The organism is Enterobacter sp. V87_3 (genome assembly GCF_029967835.1).
GTDB lineage: Bacteria > Pseudomonadota > Gammaproteobacteria > Enterobacterales > Enterobacteriaceae > Enterobacter > Enterobacter cancerogenus.
Window position 1 is genome coordinate 111,779 of the sequence record NZ_JASCAM010000033.1, and the last position, 18,955, is coordinate 130,733.

At 56.0% G+C, this 18,955-nt stretch carries 16 protein-coding genes; 6 read left to right on the top strand and 10 right to left on the bottom strand.

Annotated elements, in window-relative coordinates:
* Nucleotides 1–22 precede the first annotated feature (22 nt).
* Nucleotides 23–1,210: a CynX/NimT family MFS transporter gene (locus QLG21_RS21050; protein WP_282485148.1), complete on the bottom strand. Its 1,188-nt coding sequence runs from the start codon at nt 1,208–1,210 to the stop codon at nt 23–25.
* Nucleotides 1,211–1,309: 99 nt separating this feature from the next.
* On the opposite strand from QLG21_RS21050, the gene QLG21_RS21055 reads away from it, so the two are divergent.
* Nucleotides 1,310–2,101 carry a helix-turn-helix transcriptional regulator gene (locus tag QLG21_RS21055; RefSeq protein WP_137848884.1) on the top strand — a complete coding sequence of 264 codons (792 nt, stop codon included), beginning with the start codon at nt 1,310–1,312 and terminating at the stop codon, nt 2,099–2,101.
* Here the strand turns inward: QLG21_RS21055 and QLG21_RS21060 are convergent.
* The 3 genes from QLG21_RS21060 to QLG21_RS21070 all read right to left on the bottom strand — a co-directional run bounded on the left by QLG21_RS21060 (nt 2,085) and on the right by QLG21_RS21070 (nt 6,022).
* A complete protein-coding gene (locus tag QLG21_RS21060) occupies nt 2,085–2,531 on the bottom strand; it encodes a DUF441 domain-containing protein (RefSeq protein ID WP_006174798.1) in 447 nt (148 codons plus the stop codon). The two genes, QLG21_RS21055 and QLG21_RS21060, sit on opposite strands and share 17 nt — an antisense overlap.
* Nucleotides 2,532–2,638: 107 nt before the next feature.
* Nucleotides 2,639–4,675, bottom strand: a complete 2,037-nt coding sequence (locus tag QLG21_RS21065) for a TIM-barrel domain-containing protein (protein ID WP_282485149.1) — start codon at nt 4,673–4,675, stop codon at nt 2,639–2,641.
* 15 nt (nt 4,676–4,690) lie between these two features.
* Nucleotides 4,691–6,022 (bottom strand): glycoside-pentoside-hexuronide (GPH):cation symporter, encoded by a 1,332-nt coding sequence (locus tag QLG21_RS21070; RefSeq protein WP_282485150.1) that lies wholly within the window; start codon nt 6,020–6,022, stop codon nt 4,691–4,693.
* 283 nt (nt 6,023–6,305) lie between these two features.
* Between QLG21_RS21070 and yoaI the strand changes: the two genes are divergently transcribed.
* Nucleotides 6,306–6,410, top strand: coding sequence for a small membrane protein YoaI (yoaI, locus tag QLG21_RS21075; protein WP_088207477.1), 105 nt, complete (start codon nt 6,306–6,308; stop codon nt 6,408–6,410).
* A 186-nt stretch (nt 6,411–6,596) separates the two neighbouring features.
* Nucleotides 6,597–8,636 (top strand): TonB-dependent copper receptor, encoded by a 2,040-nt coding sequence (locus QLG21_RS21080; protein WP_282485151.1) that lies wholly within the window; start codon nt 6,597–6,599, stop codon nt 8,634–8,636.
* 16 nt (nt 8,637–8,652) lie between these two features.
* Here QLG21_RS21080 and QLG21_RS21085 read toward each other — a convergent pair whose 3' ends face one another.
* From QLG21_RS21085 to yeaG, 3 genes are all read right to left on the bottom strand, one after another.
* On the bottom strand, nt 8,653–9,153 hold the full coding sequence (locus QLG21_RS21085; RefSeq protein ID WP_282485152.1) for a YbaK/prolyl-tRNA synthetase associated domain-containing protein: 501 nt from the start codon (nt 9,151–9,153) through the stop codon (nt 8,653–8,655).
* 114 nt (nt 9,154–9,267) lie between these two features.
* A complete protein-coding gene (locus QLG21_RS21090) occupies nt 9,268–10,551 on the bottom strand; it encodes a YeaH/YhbH family protein (protein WP_137848405.1) in 1,284 nt (427 codons plus the stop codon).
* Nucleotides 10,552–10,624: 73 nt separating this feature from the next.
* Nucleotides 10,625–12,559: a protein kinase YeaG gene (gene yeaG, locus QLG21_RS21095; protein WP_006174806.1), complete on the bottom strand. Its 1,935-nt coding sequence runs from the start codon at nt 12,557–12,559 to the stop codon at nt 10,625–10,627.
* Nucleotides 12,560–12,991: 432 nt separating this feature from the next.
* On the opposite strand from yeaG, the gene QLG21_RS21100 reads away from it, so the two are divergent.
* The gene (locus QLG21_RS21100) at nt 12,992–13,738 is read left to right on the top strand and encodes a MipA/OmpV family protein (RefSeq protein ID WP_006174807.1); all 747 of its coding nucleotides are present in this window, start codon (nt 12,992–12,994) and stop codon (nt 13,736–13,738) included.
* A 696-nt stretch (nt 13,739–14,434) separates the two neighbouring features.
* On the opposite strand, the gene QLG21_RS21105 is transcribed toward QLG21_RS21100, so the two are convergent.
* A complete protein-coding gene (locus QLG21_RS21105; protein WP_282485153.1) occupies nt 14,435–15,319 on the bottom strand; it encodes a D-hexose-6-phosphate mutarotase in 885 nt (294 codons plus the stop codon).
* 74 nt (nt 15,320–15,393) lie between these two features.
* Complete coding sequence (gapA, locus tag QLG21_RS21110) at nt 15,394–16,389, bottom strand: glyceraldehyde-3-phosphate dehydrogenase (RefSeq protein ID WP_039058166.1); 996 nt, start codon at nt 16,387–16,389, stop codon at nt 15,394–15,396.
* Between the two features lie 341 nt (nt 16,390–16,730).
* Between gapA and msrB the strand changes: the two genes are divergently transcribed.
* Both msrB and QLG21_RS21120 read left to right on the top strand, forming a co-directional pair.
* The gene (gene msrB / locus QLG21_RS21115) at nt 16,731–17,144 is read left to right on the top strand and encodes a peptide-methionine (R)-S-oxide reductase MsrB (protein ID WP_282485154.1); all 414 of its coding nucleotides are present in this window, start codon (nt 16,731–16,733) and stop codon (nt 17,142–17,144) included.
* A gap of 41 nt (nt 17,145–17,185) precedes the next feature.
* Entirely contained in the window at nt 17,186–17,458 is a 273-nt protein-coding gene (locus tag QLG21_RS21120; protein ID WP_006174813.1) for a YeaC family protein, read from the top strand.
* Nucleotides 17,459–17,506: 48 nt separating this feature from the next.
* Here QLG21_RS21120 and QLG21_RS21125 read toward each other — a convergent pair whose 3' ends face one another.
* Nucleotides 17,507–18,760, bottom strand: a complete 1,254-nt coding sequence (locus QLG21_RS21125; protein WP_282485155.1) for a glycoside hydrolase family 18 protein — start codon at nt 18,758–18,760, stop codon at nt 17,507–17,509.
* Nucleotides 18,761–18,955: the final 195 nt, after the last annotated feature.

Consider the following 18,955-nt stretch of genomic DNA (forward strand, 5'->3'; position numbering starts at 1 on the left):
ACCACCGGGTCTGCCTGAGTTGTTAGCGGGGCGCGATGACCCGGTCACGCCCGGCAAACACGCCGCACACGGCCATCACTACGGCGGCCAGCGCACAGGCCAGCAGTGGGATGTGCCAGTCTCCCGCCGTATCATGAATTTTCCCCATCAGCGGCGGGCCGGATGCCGCAAGCAGATAGCCAATCGACTGCGCCATTCCCGACAGCGCCGCCGCCTGGTGCGCAGAGCTGGCGCGCAGGCCGATAAACGTCAGGCCAAGGATCATCGTGGCCCCGGAGCCAAAACCAAACACCAGCGTCCACACCACCGCCATATCAGGCGCAAACCAGAAGCCTGCCGCACTGACGGCGCACATCAGGGCCACCAGCCCGGCGATCCCGCGCTGGTCGCGCAGTCGATGGAGGATCAACGGCACGGCAAGCCCGGGTACGGCGGTCGCCAGTTGAAGCAGTCCATGCATGGAGCCCGCCTGGGTTTCGCTATAGCCGTGGCTAATCAGGATCGCCGGCAGCCAGCCGATAATGACATAGTAAATCAACGAGTTGATGCCTAAAAACAGCGTCACCTGCCAGGCCAGCCCCGAACGCCAGATGGCGCGGTTGTGCAGCGCACCGGCCCCTGTCACCGTGGCGGCAGGCGCCTGACGCCACTGGGGTAACCACAGCAACAGCGCCGCCAGCGGAAAGATTATCAGCATCAGCAACGCGCCGTGCCAGCCCGCGCCACCTAACGCCAGGGGCACAATCAGCGCAGAGCCTAGCGCAGCAGAGGCCCCCATCGTCAGGGAGTAGGCGCCGGTCAGTTTCGCAACCTGGCCCGGAAAATCACGCTTGATAAGCCCCGGCAGGAGCACGTTACCCAGCGCGATACCGCAGCCGATCACCGCCGTACCGACGAACAGCAGCGTGGCGGACGGCATGGAACGCACGCCAATCCCCGCGCAGATCAACAGCATGGCGATGAACAGGCTGCGCTCCATGCCGATGCGCCGGGCTACGCCTGCAGCAAGCGGTGATATCAGCGCGAACGCCAGTAAAGGCAGGGTCGTCAGCAGGCCGGTTTGCGCTGTACTGAGGCCATAGTCCTGACGGATGGTGTCGAGCAGCGGCGCGGCACCGGTAAAGGTCACGCGCAGCGTTGTGGCAATCATCAGGATACCTGCGATCAGCAGCGCACCCTGTTTTCCTGAAGTGCGAATAGCAGTAGTCATTATGTTCTCATACGTTCAAGCGAGGGCACACAATACCGATTTTCTGCGCGGTTGAAATCAGGCTAAAATGACAGTTTATCGCTAAAATCGGACAATATGATGAACAGTCTCGGCCTGGATGGCTACGATCCGGACAGCCAGCACGATGCGGCAGTGGCGTTTCGCATCCGCGTCGTCGCCGAGGAGCAGCACATTGCGTTGCACCAGCACCGCAAAGGCCAGCTGATCCTGGCGCTGGGGGGCGCGATAACCTGCGACGTCGCAAACGCCATGCTGATGGTACCCCCGCAGTACGCGGTGTGGATCCCCGGCCAGATGCCCCACAGCAATACCGCCACGCCCGGTGCACAGCTGTGTTTTTTGTTTATTGAACCCGGCACGCTCGGCCTGCCGGAACGCTGCTGCACGCTCAAAATATCACCGCTGGTGCGGGAATTGATTCTGGCCCTGGCGGATAAAGCCCGGGAGCAGCTGCATGAGCCTGCCACCGCGCGGCTGGTGGACGTGCTGTTTGACGAGCTGCCGCTGCAGCCGCAGGAGCATCTCCAGCTGCCTGTCTCTCCGCACCCCAAAATCCGTATGATGAGCGAGAGAATGGCGAAAGAGCCGGCGGCCTGGCAAACGCTGGGGCAGTGGGCAAGCCATTTTGCCATGAGCGAGCGCAACCTGGCGCGGCTGGTGGTCAAAGAGACCGGGTTGAGCTTTCGTCGCTGGCGGCATCAATTGCAGCTGATTGTCGCGCTGCAATTATTGATTAGTGGAAAGTCGGTACAGGACGCGGCACAGTCGCTGGGGTACGACTCGACCACCGCGTTTATCACCATGTTTAAAAAGGGATTAGGCCAGACTCCGGCGCGCTACATCGCCAACCTGACTACGACTTCCCAATAAACAGCGAGACAAGACCGGCGGCAATCAGCGGCCCCACCGGTACGCCACGAAAGAGCGCCACCCCCAGCACCGTGCCCACCAGTAAACCGGCCACCAGCGAGGGCTGGCTGCTCATCAGCGTGACGCCGCGCCCACCCAGCCACGAGACAAATACCCCGACCGCAATCGCCACCAGCGATTTCCAGTTGACGAAGGAGTGCAGCAGCGTGGAGGCGGGAAGCGTACCGCTGGCGATGGGAGCCATCACCCCGATGGTCAAAATGATAATCCCGAGGGTAAGCCCCTGTTTTTCTATCCACGGGAAGAAGGTGTTCAGCGGGGTCACGCGTACGATGATCAGCACCAGAATAGAGATCGCGACGGTGGTGTTATGGCTGACAAAACCGAGCGCAGCCAGGGCCAGAAGAATGAGCAGAGTAGGGTCAAACATGACGGGGTCCTTGCCAAAAAGAGTAAGCCTGCTAACTTTACGCGCAAACGCGAAAGCAAGCAGGCTTTTATAAAAAAATCCTCTATTTTTTGGGCGCTTGCCCGATCTTAACCTACCAGTTCGCTGACCAGCGGGCTGCCTTCACGGACAAATACCGGGATGGTGTCGAGGGCAGCAGGCACGCATACGCGTGCGCCTCCGGCATAGCGCTCACCGTTCAGGGCAATCCAGCCGTGCCCGGCAGGGAGCCACACCTCGCGTTCACGTTGGCCCGCATGCATCACCGGCGCCACGAGCAGATCTTCGCCAAACAGATACTGGTCTTCAACTTCCCAACTTTGTTTCTCCTGTGGATAGTGCCAGAACAGTGGGCGCATCAGCGGGTCGCCGTGCTGGTGGGCGTTTTCATACAGTGCATCAATGTACGGACGCAGTTTTTCGCGCACGCTGAGCCAGTGCTGCATGATGGCAAAATTATCCTCTCCGTAGCTCCACAGCTCATTAGGCGAGCCGCTGTTGCACTGGGGGATGCCGTCCCGGTAGCGTTCCGGCGGCTGAATTTGCGGTTCACGATAGCCGTGCATACGCAGAACCGGGGTGAACACCGCCCACTGGAACCAGCGGATCAGCAGTTCGTGGAATGCCGGATCGTTAACGTTACCGCCCTGGAAACCGCCGATGTCGGTGGTCCACCATGGGATGCCCGCCAGCCCCATATTCAAACCGGCCGCGAGCTGGTTACGAAACGCGTGGAACGAGGAGTGAACGTCGCCCGACCACGCCAGCACGCCGTAACGCTGGCTTCCGGCCCATGCGCAGCGCACCAGGTTAACGATGTCGGTTTCACCGTTCGCCTGCAGACCATCGTAAAAGCCCTGGGCGAAGTCTCTCGGATAACGGTTACCCACCTCCAGCACCGGTCCTGCGTAGTAGCGATAGTTGTCGAAGTCATAGGCCCGGTATTCCGGTTCCGCCTCGTCCAGCCAGAACAGCTTGATACCCAGGTCGTAGTAATTTTTCTTCACGGTATCCCAGACAAACTCGCGCGCCTGCGGGTGGGTGGCGTCGAAGAAGGTGGTGTTGCCCATAAAGTCGAGATTCACCTGCACGCCGCGTTCGCTGCTGACCAGCCAGCCCTTGGCCTTCATCAGCGGATAAAGCGGGCTTCTCGCCTCAACCGTCGGCCAGACCGAGACCATCAGGGCAATGCCCAGTTCGCGCAGTTCATCGACCATTGCTTTGGGATCGGGCCAGTCGAGGGGATCAAAGCACCAGGTGCCCTGATTCGGCCAGTGGAAGAAGTCGATCACCATCACCGAGAGCGGCAGGTGACGACGGCGGTATTCGCGTGCGACCTCCAGCACCTCCTGCTGCGTGCGGTAGCGCAATTTGCACTGCCACAATCCGCTGATAAACGCCGGTGCCTGAGGCGGCGCGCCGGTTGCTTTTACATACTGGCGGGTGATATCGGCCACCGTATCCCCAGCGGTGATCCAGTAGTCCATCTCGCCCGTCACGCGGGCACGCCATTCGGTCTGGTTTTTGGCGAAGCTGGCCTCGCCAATGGCCGGGTTGTTCCACAGCAGGCCGTAGCCGAGGCTGGATTGCATAAACGGCACGCTGGCCTGGGAGTTACGCTGCGCCAGCTCCAGCGAACAGCCTTTGAGATCCAGCCACGGCTGCTGGTACTGGCCCATGCCGTAGATACGCTCATCCGCGCGCGATTCAAAGCGTACCGTCAGCTGATGCTTACCGCCCGCCAGCGGCTTAAATTCACGGCCATCCAGCTTCAGGGCGCTAACGTATTTATCCTGGCTCTTTTCACTGGCGCCGATGCCGACCGTTGAACGTTGCCGCCACATCTCCTCTAACAGCAGCTCACCGCGCGCATTATAAAATGCCAGCTGGCCCTTCAGGTTGAGCGTGGCAAGAATATTCCCGTTGCGCAGGGTCAGGCGTTCGGCTTCCGCCGTGATCTCGGCGGAACAGGGCGACGCGGGCAGGAGTGCCTGCAGTGCGTCGCTGAAATCCGCAGCGCAGGTTGCCCGGACGCGCAGGCTGTTCTCGCCCCAGGGTTCAATGCGCAGGATCTGACGTTCAAAACGCCACTCAATACTGTTGGAATGTTGAATCAGCTCACTCATAAATAGCGCGTCCTTTTAAACGGGGTGTTTGGCGAGTTGGATAGTTTTCATTGTGTTATCGTCGAGCCTGTACCAGCGCAGCGTGGCAAACGCGCAGAGCGACAGAATGCCGGGCACGAGGGTGAACAGGGCGAGGATGCAGTACATCGCGGTGGTGGTCTGTTCCGGGGCGTTCGCCACATAGCCGCTAAAGCCCAGGGTCCAGCCGACGATGGCGCCGCCGATCGCCATGCCGAGCTTCAGTACGGCGAGGAACGTCGAGAAGATCACCCCGTCCATGCGCTTGCCTTGCTTCCATTCGCCGTAGTCGGCTACGTCAGCCATCATCACCCACATCAGCGTAGTGGTGGCCTGGTAGAGTGTGGAGACGATAAAGGTGAGCGGCACCAGGACCAGCACCGATTTAGGGGCAAAGAACAGGCCGATACTTAATACGCCCGCGAGCACCGAGCAATAGCCGAACATCTGCACCTTGCTGTAGTTTTGCGTCAGCCGTTTTGCCAGCGCGCTCCCGGCGGCTTTACCTAAAATATGCGCGCCCAGCATCCAGATAAAATAGCTGGCGCTGCCAAGATAATAGGTGACGAAATACATCATTGCCCCGAGGCGAATAACCCCAAAGCCAATATTGGTTAATACCAGAACGGCAACCACGCGCCACTGATCGTTACGGAATAAATCCCGGAGCTCTGACAGGTAATTATTATGGGTAGGCGGGGCATTTATGCGTTCACGGGTATTCGCAAAGCAGATCCAGAACATAATCACTGCCACGGTTGCCATAATCGCCATCGCCCAGCGGTAGCCCAGTAATTTATTGTCGCCCCCAATAAATTCTGCCAGCGGCATCATAAAGAATGTCGACAGTGCGCCGCCCAGCGTGGCGAGGAAAAAGCGGTACGACTGCAGGGAAATACGGGCATCGTTATCAGGGGTAATCACCGCGCCCATGGAGCAGTACGGAATGTTAATGGCGGTGTACATCAGCATCATCAGGGTGTAGCTGACGGTCGCGAAGATCATTTTACCGTGCAGGTCGAGTGACGCCGGCACCGCGTACGTCAGCAGGCAGCTTGCGCCAAAAGGCAGGGCCAGCCACAGCATCCACGGGCGGAATTTCCCCCAGCGCGTGCGGGTTCTGTCGGCGATATAACCCATGGCCGGATCGATAATGGCATCCGCCGTGCGCGCCAGCAGGAACATGGTGCCGACGAATGCGGCAGGCAGCCCGACGACGTCGGTATAATAAAAGGTGAGAAAAATGATCACGTTATCCAGCCCGATATGGCTGGCCATATCGCCAAGCCCATAGCTGATTTTTTCTTTGCGGGTAATCTTATCGGTCATGGTAATCGCCTTGCCCGTATGAGGTTATTTATGATGTGTTGTCATAACTATGTTTAACCACGCCCGCCCGGTTCACAATTGCGAGATTTGGCAACGGAGTTATGGAAACTCCTTTTCGTGATACCGGTAACAAATTAACGTAATGAATAATGATTTTGCGGCGAGAGCGGGAATGCCATTCACGAATCGTTTCAGCGTCAGCGTCTTTATTCCGTCGTGGAAATGTCATACCGCTGTCATTATCTGGCGCTACAAAAGAGAAAAGTCGCCCTGGAGAGAGAAAATGAACGATCCCGCCTTTGTTGATATGCTCTGTATTTCAGGAACCTTTTTTACCATTGCGGCAATTCTGGTGGCATCGGTATTATTTCTTGAACGCCATGGTTAACCTCCCTTCATGACAAATTCGCGTACCTGCATTACCCTTCTTTTTCAAGTCTCTTATTCACTTCATATTCTCCTCAGTCGTCGTTGTCCCGGGCAGCCCATCCCTGCAAAATTTTATGCCTAAAACTCGTTCAGCCGGACAGCTGTTTTCGGCGGGACATCATTCTTTTATTCCCCGGGCTTACGAATGGAAAACGACCTTTTTAAACCTCATCCGCTGGTATTATCGCTGCTGGTGGCGTTGTCATGCTCTTCGGTTGCGGCAGAGACTAACCCGGCGGCGCAGATAAACGATGATGATGTGATCACCGTAACGGCACCTGTGCTCTCGCCGCTGGAAGTGGTGACATCGCCAAAAACCCCGCGCCAGCCGGTGCCAGCCAGCGACGGCTCGGATTACCTGAAAACCATCCCGGGGTTTAGCCAGATCCGCAACGGGGGCAGTAACGGCGATCCGGTGTTTCGCGGCATGTTTGGCTCACGCCTGCGCCTGTTAACCAACGACAGCGAAATGCTCGGAGCCTGCCCGTCGCGTATGGACGCGCCCAGCTCGTATATCTCCCCTGAGAGCTACGACCTGTTGACGGTCACCAAAGGGCCGGAAACGGTACTCTGGGGGCCGGGAAACTCCGCCGGGACGGTACGGTTCGAACGCGAACCGCCGCACTTTGATAAAGCCGGAATCAAAGGTGACGCCAGCTTCCTTGCGGCCTCAAACGACCGTTTCGACGAGAACGCTGACGTCAGCTTTGGTAATGAAGATGGCTACGTGCGTCTGAACGGCAACAACTCAACGTCTGGCGATTATAAAGACGGCAATGGCGATCGCGTGGCCTCGAAGTGGGACAAATGGAATACCGATATGGCCATCGGCTGGACGCCGGATGCCGACACGCTGCTGGAGCTGACTGCCGGGCAAGGTAATGGCGATGCCAGCTACGCCGGGCGCGGGATGGACGGCTCACAGTTCAAACGTGAAAGCCTGGGGCTGCGCTTCAAAAAAGAGAATATCGGTGAGGTGTTCGACTCGCTGGATATGAGCCTGTACTACAACTACGCCAACCATATCATGGACAACTACTCCATGCGTTCATCATCGGATATGTCTTCCGGCACCATGGGTGGTATGCCGATGGGGACGATGGACATGTCGATGCCAATGGACAAGCAGGTCGATCGCCGCACGGTGGGTGGCAGAATGATGGGCACCTGGCTGTGGTCCGATTTCCAGCTGCAAAGCGGCGTTGATATGCAAACCAATACCCATCGCAGTAACGAAGAGGATGAGGATGCAGGCTGGCAGGAAGATGCCCGCTTCCACGATTACGGCACCTTTGGCGAGCTGACCTGGAACGCCACCGACCTGAGCAAAATCATTGGCGGCGCGCGTCTGGACAAAGTGGAGGTGGACAATTATTCCGGCGTGGGCAGCAGCAGCCGGGATGACACGCTGCCGGCGGGCTTCCTGCGCGTTGAGCATAACCTCGGCTCTGCGCCTGCGATGGTCTACGCCGGTTTAGGCTACACCGAACGCTTCCCGGACTACTGGGAACTCTTTTCCCCGACCTACGGGCCGGACGGTACATCCGATGTTTTCGACAATCTTAAACCGGAAAAAACAACGCAGCTCGATATTGGCGCGCAGTATAAAGGGAAGCACACCACCGGCTGGATCTCTGCCTACGTGGGTCGGATCAACGACTACATCCTCTTCCTGTACGATCCAGACGACAGCCATGTCAGCCAGGCGGATAACGTTGATGCCACCATTATGGGCGGCGAAATGGGCGCGTCCTATCAGCTAAACGATCAGTGGAAAACCGACGCCACGCTGAACTACTCGTGGGGAGAAAATACTGACGATAACCAGCCGCTGCCGCAGATGCCGCCGCTGGAAGCGCGTCTGGGTCTGACGTGGGAGAAGGGCGACCTAAGCTCAACGGGGCTGTTGCGCATGGTCAGCCCTCAGCACCGGGTGGCGCTGAACGAAGGCAACGTGGTGGGGAAAGACTTTGACCAGAGCGCGGGCTTTGCGATCGTCTCTGCCAACGCGGCCTACAAGGTGAACAAGAACCTTAAGCTGAGTAGCGGCGTCGATAACCTGTTCGATAAAAGCTATAGCGAGCACCTTAACCTGGCGGGGAACAGCAGTTTTGGCTACTCCTCCGATACGCCGGTTAACGAGCCTGGTCGCACCTTCTGGGCGAAAATGAACGTCACCTTCTGACGCTATCCGGCCCGGCCTACTGGCGGCGAAACGCCACCAGTTTGGGCCGGGCGATACGCAGATAATCCTGGGTATCCATAATGACCGATTTTTCCAGCAGACCGGCGTTAAAGGCGATTTCATCAAAACGCTCAAACAGCAGCGGATCGGCAACCAGCGTCAGGTCCGGGTGAAAGCTAAACGGCGGGATCGCGCCAAACACGCAGGCGGTGAGGGCATCGACCTCGGCCGGGCTGGCGAGAGAGGCCTTTGACCCGCCGAAATGGCTGGCAAGCTGGCTCAGGTCGGCCTGCAAATCAGCCGCCAGGATCGCCAGAACGTGTTTTTTCACGCCGTTTCCCTTCACCTTGCACACCAGCGCTTTTGCACCCTGGCCGAGCGCGGTGCCGCGGATTTCGCTCACCGCTTCGCATTTTCCTACCGCGTCGTGTTCCATCACGCGAAAGCGCGCACCCTGCGCGGTGAGTAACGCAATAAGCTGTTGGTGGGTGGTTGTCCCCATGGTTTCATCAGACATCGTGATTTCCCTGTTAAACGCCAATATGCAACTGATTACACTAGCACAGATGGCGTGACCGGGGGGAGAGTGGGCAGAGAGTGAAAACAGCCAGCGGAGCCGCTGGCTGTGGGGTCAGGCATTGCTGGTGGCTGATTGTTTCTGGAACAGCTCCCGGAACACCGGATAAATATCATCCTGGTCGCGGATATGCTGCATCGCAAAGTTATCGAACATCGACTGCAGATGTTCATATTCGCGCCACAGCGTCTGATGCGCGCGTCGGGTGATTTCGATATAGCTGTAGTAACGTACTACCGGCAGAATTTTTTTCGCCAGAATGTCGTGGCACAGCGGGGAATCGTCCGCCCAGTTATCGCCATCGGACGCCTGAGCGGCATAGATGTTCCATTGTGCCGGGTCGTAACGCTCTTTGACCACGTCATCCATCAGCTTCAGGGCGCTTGAGACGATGGTGCCGCCGGTCTCCTGCGAATAGAAGAACTCATGTTCATCCACCTCTTTGGCCTGAGTGTGATGGCGGATATAGACCACGTCCACGTTCTTATAGGTTCTGCTCAGGAACAGATAGAGCAGAATATAAAACCGCTTCGCCATATCCTTGGTGGCCTGGTCCATCGAACCTGACACGTCCATCAGACAGAACATGACGGCCTGGCTGGAAGGCTCAGGACGTTTTTCGTAGTTCTTGTAACGCAGATCGAAGGTGTCGATAAACGGCACGCGGTCAATCTTCGCGCGCAGTTCCGCGATCTCCTTACGCAGGCGCTCCTCTTCAAGCAGTTGCGCCGGTTCGGTGTTTTCCACCACCTTCAGGCTGGTTTCCAGTTCGCGGAGTTCCCGCCGTTTACCTGCGGTCATCGCCGTGCGTCGTGCCAGCGAGTTCTGCAGGGAACGCACCACGCTGATATTGGCGGGCACGCCGTTGGCGGTATAGCCCGCGCGATGGGTTTTGTATTCGTTAAGCTGTCGGTGCTGATTCTTTTTCAGGTTGGGCAGGGCCAGATCCTCAAAAAGCAGATCGAGATATTCATCTTTCGAAATCTGGAAGACGAACTCATCCTGACCTTCGCCGTCCTGGCTGGCCTGGCCTTGTCCACTGCCGGAACCGCCACCACCGCCCTGAGGACGTTCGATGCGGTCGTTCTGAATAAAGTGATCGTTACCGGGATGGACGCGATGGCGCAGGCCGCCGCGCCCCTGATGAAACATCGGTTCGCTGATGTCATCGGTTGGAATGGAGACAGATTCGCCGCTGTCGACGTCGGTCACCGAGCGTTTGTTGATGGCCTCGGAGATCGACTGTTTAATTTGCGCTTTATAACGACGCAAGAAGCGCTGGCGATTCACCGTGCTCTTGTTTTTGCCGTTAAGACGCCGGTCAATGAACCAGGTCATAGTTCCCCCGTACTGCATTTGCCAACTTGCATGTTGTCGGCCCGGTAAGCGCGAGCGCTACCGGGCACTTGTTTTAGGACGATTTGCGCACGCGCAGGTACCACTCGCAGAGCAGGCGAACCTGTTTGCGGGTATAGCCTTTCTCCATCATGCGGTCGACAAAATCGTCGTGCTTTTTCTGCTCGTCGGTTGAGGTTTTGGCGTTAAACGAAATGACCGGCAGCAGCTCTTCGGTATTCGAGAACATTTTCTTCTCGATAACCGTGCGCAGTTTTTCGTAGCTGGTCCAGTTCGGGTTACGTCCGTTGTTGTGCGCTCTGGCACGCAGAACGAAGTTCACGATCTCGTTACGGAAGTCTTTCGGGTTGCTGATACCGGCAGGCTTCTCGATTTTTTCCAGCTCGGCGTTCAGGGATTCACGGTCAAACAGCTGGCCGGTATCCGGGTCGCGGTACTCCTGATCCTGGATCCAGAAGTCGGCATAGGTGACGTAACGGTCGAAAATGTTCTGACCATATTCCGAATAGGATTCCAGATAGGCCGTCTGGATCTCTTTGCCAATAAACTCGGCGTATTTCGGGATCAGGTAGCCTTTGAGGAACTCAAGATACCGTTCGGACAGCTCCTGCGGGAACTGCTCGCGTTCAATCTGCTGCTCCAGAACATAGAACAGATGCACCGGATTAGCCGCCACTTCCGCATGGTCAAAGTTAAACACGCGGGAGAGAATTTTAAACGCGAACCGGGTAGAAAGACCGTTCATCCCCTCATCGACCCCGGCGTAGTCCCGGTACTCCTGATACGACTTCGCTTTCGGGTCGGTATCTTTCAGGCTTTCACCGTCATACACGCGCATTTTCGAATAGATGCTGGAGTTTTCCGGCTCTTTCAGGCGTGACAGGATAGAGAAGCGCGACAGCGTTTCCAGCGTTCCCGGTGCGCAAGGCGCATGCACCAGTTCACTGTGGTTGAGCAGCTTCTCGTAGATTTTAATCTCTTCAGAGATCCGCAGGCAGTAAGGCACCTTGACGATGTACACGCGGTCAAGGAACGCCTCGTTGTTCTTGTTGTTACGGAAGGTGACCCATTCTGATTCGTTCGAGTGCGCCAGAATGATGCCGTTAAACGGCAGGGCGGAGATACCTTCCGTCCCGTTATAGTTCCCTTCCTGCGTGGCGGTCAGCAGGGGATGCAGCACCTTGATAGGCGCTTTAAACATCTCGACGAATTCCATGATCCCCTGGTTCGCCCGGCAGAGCGCGCCGGAATAGCCGTAGGCATCCGGATCGTTTTGCGCGTGGTGTTCCAGCTTACGGATATCGACTTTACCGACCAGCGCCGAGATGTCCTGGTTGTTCTCATCACCCGGTTCCGTTTTGGCGATGGCGATCTGTTCCAGAATCGACGGCCAGACCTTCACGACGCGGAACTTGGTGATATCGCCGCCAAACTCATGCAGGCGCTTCGCCGCCCACGGCGACATGATGGTCCCGAGGTAGCGATGCGGGATGCCAAACTCTTTATCGAGGATCTGCGCATCTTCCTGCGGATTAAACAGGCACAGCGGATGGTCATTCACCGGGCTGCGCTCGCCGTTGGCACTGAGCACGTAAATCGGCACGCGCTGCATCAGCGCTTTCAGGCGTTCGGCCAGAGAGGATTTACCGCCCCCGACAGGCCCCAGTAAATAGAGGATCTGTTTCTTCTCTTCCAGGCCCTGAGCGGCATGCTTGAGGTAGGAGACGATTTGCTCAATGGCATCTTCCATGCCGTAGAACTCTTCAAACGCCGGGTATCGGGCAACCACCCGATTCGAAAATAGACGGGAAAGCCGTGGCTCAAGGGCAGTGTCAACCATGTTTGGCTCACCGATGGCCATCAATAGCCGTTCTGCCGCATTGGCATAGGCACTGCGATCTTGCCGACAAATGGTAAGAAACTCCTGCAGTGTGAACTCTTCGTCCTTGGCAGCTTCGTAGCGCTGGCGATAGTGATCGAATATATTCATGGCATGCCGTCCTTTCGTTTTTTAGCACAGGAAAAGAGCCGTTCGTATGAGTAGTGGAGGCTCCCGGAAGAGTATTTCTCGCACCTCACTGCCAGAGCAGCAACCTGTATACCAGGTCGAACGCTAAGCACTGCAGGGTGTTCAGCAAAATCTCCTCTTAAATTAAAGCGTAGATGGCATTTGCAAAACTTGCATGCCAGGGAAATCCAATTTCAATGACATATCAATAACTCATCCAAAAAAATCCATTGTTGAGATAAGCCGAACGGGCATTTGTCATTACGCGTTCACAGGACTGAAAGCAGGCTGTCATCTGAAAAGTAAAAAATAACAGGTTAATTAACGTGATTAGCGGGTAAAAAATTTGAGGATAGATGTAAATGGCGGTTACACTTCACCCGCTGATTATTTGACTACAGGAAAGAATGGATTGTGACCAAACTCAAACTTCTTGCATTGGGCGTACTTGCCGCCACCGCAGTTAGCACCGCACAGGCGGAAAGTCAGTGGACCGTTGGTGCGGGCGTGGGAGTCATCAACAGCCCATACAAACAATACGATCGCGATGTTTATCCCGTTCCGGTTGTCACCTATGAAGGGGATAACGTTTGGTTCCGTGGCCTGGGCGGCGGCTATTATCTGTGGAACGATACCTCAGATAAACTCTCCATCATGGCGTATTACGATCCTACGCACTTCCGTCCGGGCGACAGCGACAGCCGTGCGCTGCGCGAACTGGACAAGCGCAAAGGCACCCTGATGGCGGGTCTCTCTTACGTCCATAATACCGAGTATGGTTTCCTGCGTACCGCGCTGGCAGGCGATACGCTGGATAACAGCAACGGCTATATCTGGGATCTGGCGTGGCTTTATCGCTACAACAACGGCGCGCTGACCATTACCCCGGGTATTGGCGTACAGTACAGCAGCGAAAACTATAACGACTACTATTACGGTGTTTCTAAAAACGAATCCCGCCGCAGCGGCCTGAAAAGCTACGATGCGGACGATGGCTGGGATCCGTACCTGGAGCTGAGCGCCAACTACAACTTCCTCGGTGACTGGAGCGTGTACGGCACTGGCCGCTACATCCGCCTGAGCGATGAAGTGAAAGATAGCCCAATGGTCGACAAGTCCTGGTCGGGTATCTTCTCGGTGGGTGTGACCTACAAGTTCTGATGATGCACGATGAACGTGCATAATGAGTATCACAACGGGGCACTTGCGCCCCGTTTGCTTTAGGCTGGTGCAACAAAACAGGAGAGTGATATGAGCGTAAAAACCGTAACACTTTGGGCAGAGTCCGCTGCCTGCCATCCGCTCATCAATGAGATTGCCCATCGGCGTCCATTGAACATGTTAAAGCGAATGCGGGCGCGTTAGATATTCTGCTGACTGCGGCTTTTCCCTCTCCCCTTTGGGCTGAGGAATCCCCAGAAATTACAGCCTGGCGCAGAATACTCCCTCTCCATTCAGGGAGAGGGCTGGGGTGAGGGGGAACATACGGCTGTGGTGGTTATTCCGTTCACTTTACGAGCCTTGCTACTCTGGAATCACACGACTTGTGAACGTGTTAAGGAGTCTCACCGCCGCCTCCTTAACAATCCGGGCTCCCGGCAAAGAAAATCGCCGCTTCGCGGTGCCTTCGGCTAATTCCTTCCTGCTTATCGGGGACGGGCGGAGGCAACGTCCCTGTAAATCCGCCCTCTCGGCGCATCCCTGCGCCTCGCCCCGGCCGGAAGGAAACGCCTCAGCGATTTTCAGCCGGACCGGGATGTCGCTTTAAATTATTTATTCCGTTAATAAAATCCTAATCGCTTCCGGTTAAAAATTTTCTGGGGAACCCTCTCCCCGGAGGGAGAGGGGCGTTTCGTCTTAGCGCTTAACGATGCTAATGGTCTGGCCTAAACGAGACGGGTTTTCTTCGCTGGTTTTCTGCGGCGCGGTCACGCAGGCGGTTTCTACACAGACAAAGGTCTTGTAGCCGTCATCCGGCACGTCGGCCATGCTGACGGAGAGCGCCGGACCAGGGTTCCAGCCCACCACGTTGCTGTGGTGATGGTGCACAACGTTGATAGCGCGATTCAGGGCGCTGTCGTGGATCACGCTACAGGCTTCCGGATGCAGGTACACGCGGTCGGTGCGGTCCGGGAAGGTCTGTACGCCGTCGTCCAGTTTGCCCTCTTTGGCGTTATCCACTTTGTCGATAAAGGTATCGCCGAGTCCATTCACCTTGACCGCGCTGATGTCACCCACGTTGAAATAGGTGTGCAGGGCGCTGGTGGTCTCGAACTCGCCGTGAGCTTCCAGCTCGATTTCGCAGGTTTTACTCAGCTTGAAACGCGCGTACAGCGTGAAGTCATGTGGCCACAAAGCGCGGGTTTCATCATTCGCCTGCAGCTCAAAAGTGAGCACCGCGCCACTGTCATCATCATTGTGGGCTTTCAGCGTCCACTGCTGGTTGCGGGCAAACCCGTGCGCCGGCAGACCCTGCTGCGCGGCCGGGCCAAACCACGGCCAGCAAACAGGTACGCCGCCGCGAATGGCTGCGCCTTTTTTAAAAGAGGTCGCTTCGCTCAGCCAAAGCGCTTCGTCTTCACCCTCGGGTTTCCACGAGAGAAGGTGCGCACCGTTCAGGGCGATGGAAGCCTTGACGCGCGGGTGGTCTACGACGATTACGTCAGCACCGTCAATCTGACGGCGGGAAAGCACAGGGGTAAGTTGTTCGACTACCGGAAGTGCAAATATTTTATTAATCATTAAGCAATCCTCTGTCTTTAAACAATAAAAAAGGCGACCGAAGTCGCCTTTTTGGATCAGATTCTCATCTCAACTTATTTGGAGATGTGAGCGATCAGGTCCAGTACTTTGTTAGAGTAGCCGGTTTCGTTGTCGTACCAGGAAACCAGTTTAACGAAGTTGTCGTTCAGCGCGATACCTGCTTTAGCATCGAATACTGAAGTGCAGATTTCGCCGTTGAAATCGGTAGAAACAACGTCGTCTTCGGTGTAGCCCAGAACGCCTTTCATTGCGCCTTCGGAAGCAGCTTTGATTGCTTTCTTAATTTCTTCATAAGAAGCAGCTTTTTCCAGACGAACGGTCAGGTCAACAACGGATACATTAGGAGTTGGAACGCGGAACGCCATACCCGTCAGTTTGCCATTCAGTTCTGGCAGCACTTTACCTACAGCTTTAGCAGCACCGGTAGAAGATGGGATGATGTTCTGAGCCGCGCCACGGCCGCCGCGCCAGTCTTTGTGAGACGGGCCATCAACGGTTTTCTGGGTTGCGGTCGTTGCGTGAACGGTGGTCATCAGGCCTTCAACGATACCGAAGTTGTCGTTGATAACTTTAGCCAGTGGTGCCAGGCAGTTGGTGGTGCAGGATGCGTTGGAAACGATGTCCTGGCCAGCGTAAGTTTCGAAGTTTGCACCGCGAACGAACATTGGGGTGTTGTCTTTGGAAGGACCAGTCAGAACAACTTTCTTCGCGCCCGCAGTGATGTGTTTACGCGCAGTTTCGTCGGTCAGGAAGATACCGGTTGCTTCTGCAACAACGTCAACACCGATTTCGTTCCATTTCAGGTTAGCTGGGTCTTTCTCAGCAGTCACGCGGATGGTTTTGCCGTTAACAACCAGGTGGCCGTCTTTCACTTCAACGGTGCCGTTGAAACGACCGTGAGTTGAGTCGTACTTCAGCATGTACGCCATGTATTCAGCGTCCAGGAGATCGTTGATACCAACGATTTCGATGTCAGAACGTTCCTGAGCAGCACGGAAAACAATACGGCCGATACGGCCAAAACCGTTGATACCTACTTTGATAGTCATATATTCCACCAGCTATTTGTTAGTGAATAAAAGGTTGCCTGTAAAATTACAAAAACCTTACGCAGCGTCAAGCGGAATCGTGTCAATCATTGCGACAAATCAATCCTATGACCAACGTTTGTGCGACTGACTCGCCTCACTTTCCCTTTGAGCTAACAACCACATGGGGGCTGCGCCCGGAATTTTAAAGGCCTCTCAGGAATAAAGTGTGAAATAGATCACAATTGCCTGTCCGCCTTTTCGCGACTAATAAGTTTAGAACAAAAGTCTACGCGCGGGTGTTAATGTTTTGTTAGAATCGGGGTTAAAAGATGTCTGTTTCTACAGCGAGATGTGAGCATATGTCGAACCAACGTAACCCCGAAGATCTGAAAAAAGACCTGACCGAGATGCAGTTTTACGTGACGCAGAATCACGGGACTGAACCCCCATTCACCGGGCGTTTGCTGCACAACAAGCGCGACGGTGTCTACCACTGTCTGGTGTGCGATGCCCCCCTGTTTAATTCGCAAACAAAATTTGATTCCGGCTGCGGCTGGCCGAGTTTTTATGAGCCAGTAAGCGATGATGCCATTCGTTATCTGACCGACTCGTCGCACGGCATGGTACGCACCGAGATCCGTTGCGGTAACTGTGATGCGCACCTCGGACATGTCTTCCCGGATGGCCCACAGCCTACGGGCGAGCGTTTTTGTGTTAACTCCGCGTCCATGAGCTTTACGGATGACGAAAACGGCGACCAGACCAAAGGTTGAAGAAACGATTCAGCAAATTATTCCTTTGAAAGGGAGGCATCATGAATATTGATGACATGATCGGCGGAATGACGCAGGAAATTTACCAGCGTCTGGTCACGGCGGTCGAGCTGGGAAAATGGCCGGATGGCGTGGCCCTGACGCCAGAGCAAAAAGAGAACAGCCTTCAACTGGTGATGTTGTGGCAGGCGCGCCATAACACCGACGCGCAGCACATGACGATCGACACCCAGGGGCAGATGGTGATGAAGAGCAAGCGGGAACTGAAGGAAGATTTCGGCATTGCGCCGAAGCCGATTGCCACCTTCAAATAGTGCTCTCTGAGCATGCCGGGTAACGTTGACGCCACCCGGCTGCTTCACTTAGTGCTTAATCCCCAGCGATGTCGCCAGCTGCTTCGCAAGCTGGTTTTTATCGTCCGCGCCATACTCCCAGAACATCGCCCCGGCCAGACCTTTCTCCTTGATATAGTCCGCTTTGAGCGCCACTGAGCGTGGGTTCTCATAAGAGAGGGCAAACAGCGCCTTACCGTCGGCAGACGTCACGGAGAGCCACGGCACTTTCGCCTGATCGTCCCAGTGCTCCGTAAAGCGTTTCTGCGGATCGTTCAGCAGCTTTTTCACGATGTCGTTGTACTTCACATAGGTGTCTTTGGTCAGGTCATAACCGAGAGATTTGAACAAACCGATCTCCTGTGGCCCGAAATAGGGCTGTGTCACCGGATTTTTCTGCGCATCCGGTTTGCTCCAGTCGATGCCCGGCTCCACGGAGCGTTTTGGAACGCGGCCATAAAAACCGATCCCGAGATTCATCTGCTGGGGTTTCACGCCGGCAGCCAGGTAGTTGTTGACCACAAAATCGACGCTGTATTTATCGGCCGCGGCGACCGTTGGCCAGGCGCTGGAGTCATACAGATTGGCATTGAAGTACTGAGTGCCGTACGCCATGTCGTAGGTCATCAGGTTGATGTAGTCGAGCAGGGGGGCAACCGCTTTCATGTCAACCCAGCTTTTCGGACTTTCCGCATTCGCCCCAACGGCAATCGTAACCAGCTTCTTATCCCCGAAAGCATCGCGCAACCCTTTCAGCAGCGCGGTGAAATTATCCCGGTCCGCCGGTTGGCTGGCGACCAGCCCCCACGCGCCGTTCACCGGAAACTCCCAGTCGAGATCGATCCCATCCAGACCGTATTGATTGACGATCTCCTGCGCAGAGCGGATAAACACCGCACGCGACGCCTGGGTTGCCGCCGCGCCGGAGAAGCCGCGCGCCCCCCAGCCGCCGACGGAGAGCAGCACTTTCAGGTTCGGGTTCTGTTTGCGCAGGGCAGGGATCAGCGCCAGATCGGACGCCACTTTTGGCGAGAGCCAAATCTGGTGCAGTTTTGAAGGATCTTTCAGCGCGGCGTTGGTTTCGTCTTTTTCATCGTTGTAGACCAGACCAAACGAGTAGTTGAGGTGGGTTATCTGGCGCACGTCGAGCGTGTTGATGTCGCCACCCGGTCCGGCGGTTACATCGCCGCCGCCGTTGAAATAGCCGACGGACATCAGAGAACTGGCGGAAGCAACCGACGCGCAAAGCAAGGGCAATGCTGCCAGCAAGGGCAAACGTTTCATACAATTTCCTCTTTGACTAAACAATAGTAACCACGCCACGGAAAGGCGTGGCGAAAAAACAACCGGAAAAGAATAGCATTGCCGCTTCGCCTGAGATGCGAGGGAGTTCACTTTATGAGGGATTGATAAGTGGATTGCCGGGTGGCGGCTGCGCCTTACCCGGCCTACTAAACAGAATCGTAGGCCGGGTAAGGC

Excerpts from the sequence above, each read along its gene's own strand:
- QLG21_RS21050 (WP_282485148.1), bottom strand. The coding sequence starts at position 1,210 with ATGACTACTGCTATTCGCACTTCAGGAAAACAGGGTGCGCTGCTGATC.
- QLG21_RS21055 (WP_137848884.1), top strand. The coding sequence starts at position 1,310 with ATGAACAGTCTCGGCCTGGATGGCTACGATCCGGACAGCCAGCACGAT.
- QLG21_RS21060 (WP_006174798.1), bottom strand. The coding sequence starts at position 2,531 with ATGTTTGACCCTACTCTGCTCATTCTTCTGGCCCTGGCTGCGCTCGGT.
- QLG21_RS21065 (WP_282485149.1), bottom strand. The coding sequence starts at position 4,675 with ATGAGTGAGCTGATTCAACATTCCAACAGTATTGAGTGGCGTTTTGAA.
- QLG21_RS21070 (WP_282485150.1), bottom strand. The coding sequence starts at position 6,022 with ATGACCGATAAGATTACCCGCAAAGAAAAAATCAGCTATGGGCTTGGC.
- yoaI (WP_088207477.1), top strand. The coding sequence starts at position 6,306 with ATGAACGATCCCGCCTTTGTTGATATGCTCTGTATTTCAGGAACCTTT.
- QLG21_RS21080 (WP_282485151.1), top strand. The coding sequence starts at position 6,597 with ATGGAAAACGACCTTTTTAAACCTCATCCGCTGGTATTATCGCTGCTG.
- QLG21_RS21085 (WP_282485152.1), bottom strand. The coding sequence starts at position 9,153 with ATGTCTGATGAAACCATGGGGACAACCACCCACCAACAGCTTATTGCG.
- QLG21_RS21090 (WP_137848405.1), bottom strand. The coding sequence starts at position 10,551 with ATGACCTGGTTCATTGACCGGCGTCTTAACGGCAAAAACAAGAGCACG.
- yeaG (WP_006174806.1), bottom strand. The coding sequence starts at position 12,559 with ATGAATATATTCGATCACTATCGCCAGCGCTACGAAGCTGCCAAGGAC.
- QLG21_RS21105 (WP_282485153.1), bottom strand. The coding sequence starts at position 15,319 with ATGATTAATAAAATATTTGCACTTCCGGTAGTCGAACAACTTACCCCT.
- gapA (WP_039058166.1), bottom strand. The coding sequence starts at position 16,389 with ATGACTATCAAAGTAGGTATCAACGGTTTTGGCCGTATCGGCCGTATT.
- msrB (WP_282485154.1), top strand. The coding sequence starts at position 16,731 with ATGTCGAACCAACGTAACCCCGAAGATCTGAAAAAAGACCTGACCGAG.
- QLG21_RS21120 (WP_006174813.1), top strand. The coding sequence starts at position 17,186 with ATGAATATTGATGACATGATCGGCGGAATGACGCAGGAAATTTACCAG.
- QLG21_RS21125 (WP_282485155.1), bottom strand. The coding sequence starts at position 18,760 with ATGAAACGTTTGCCCTTGCTGGCAGCATTGCCCTTGCTTTGCGCGTCG.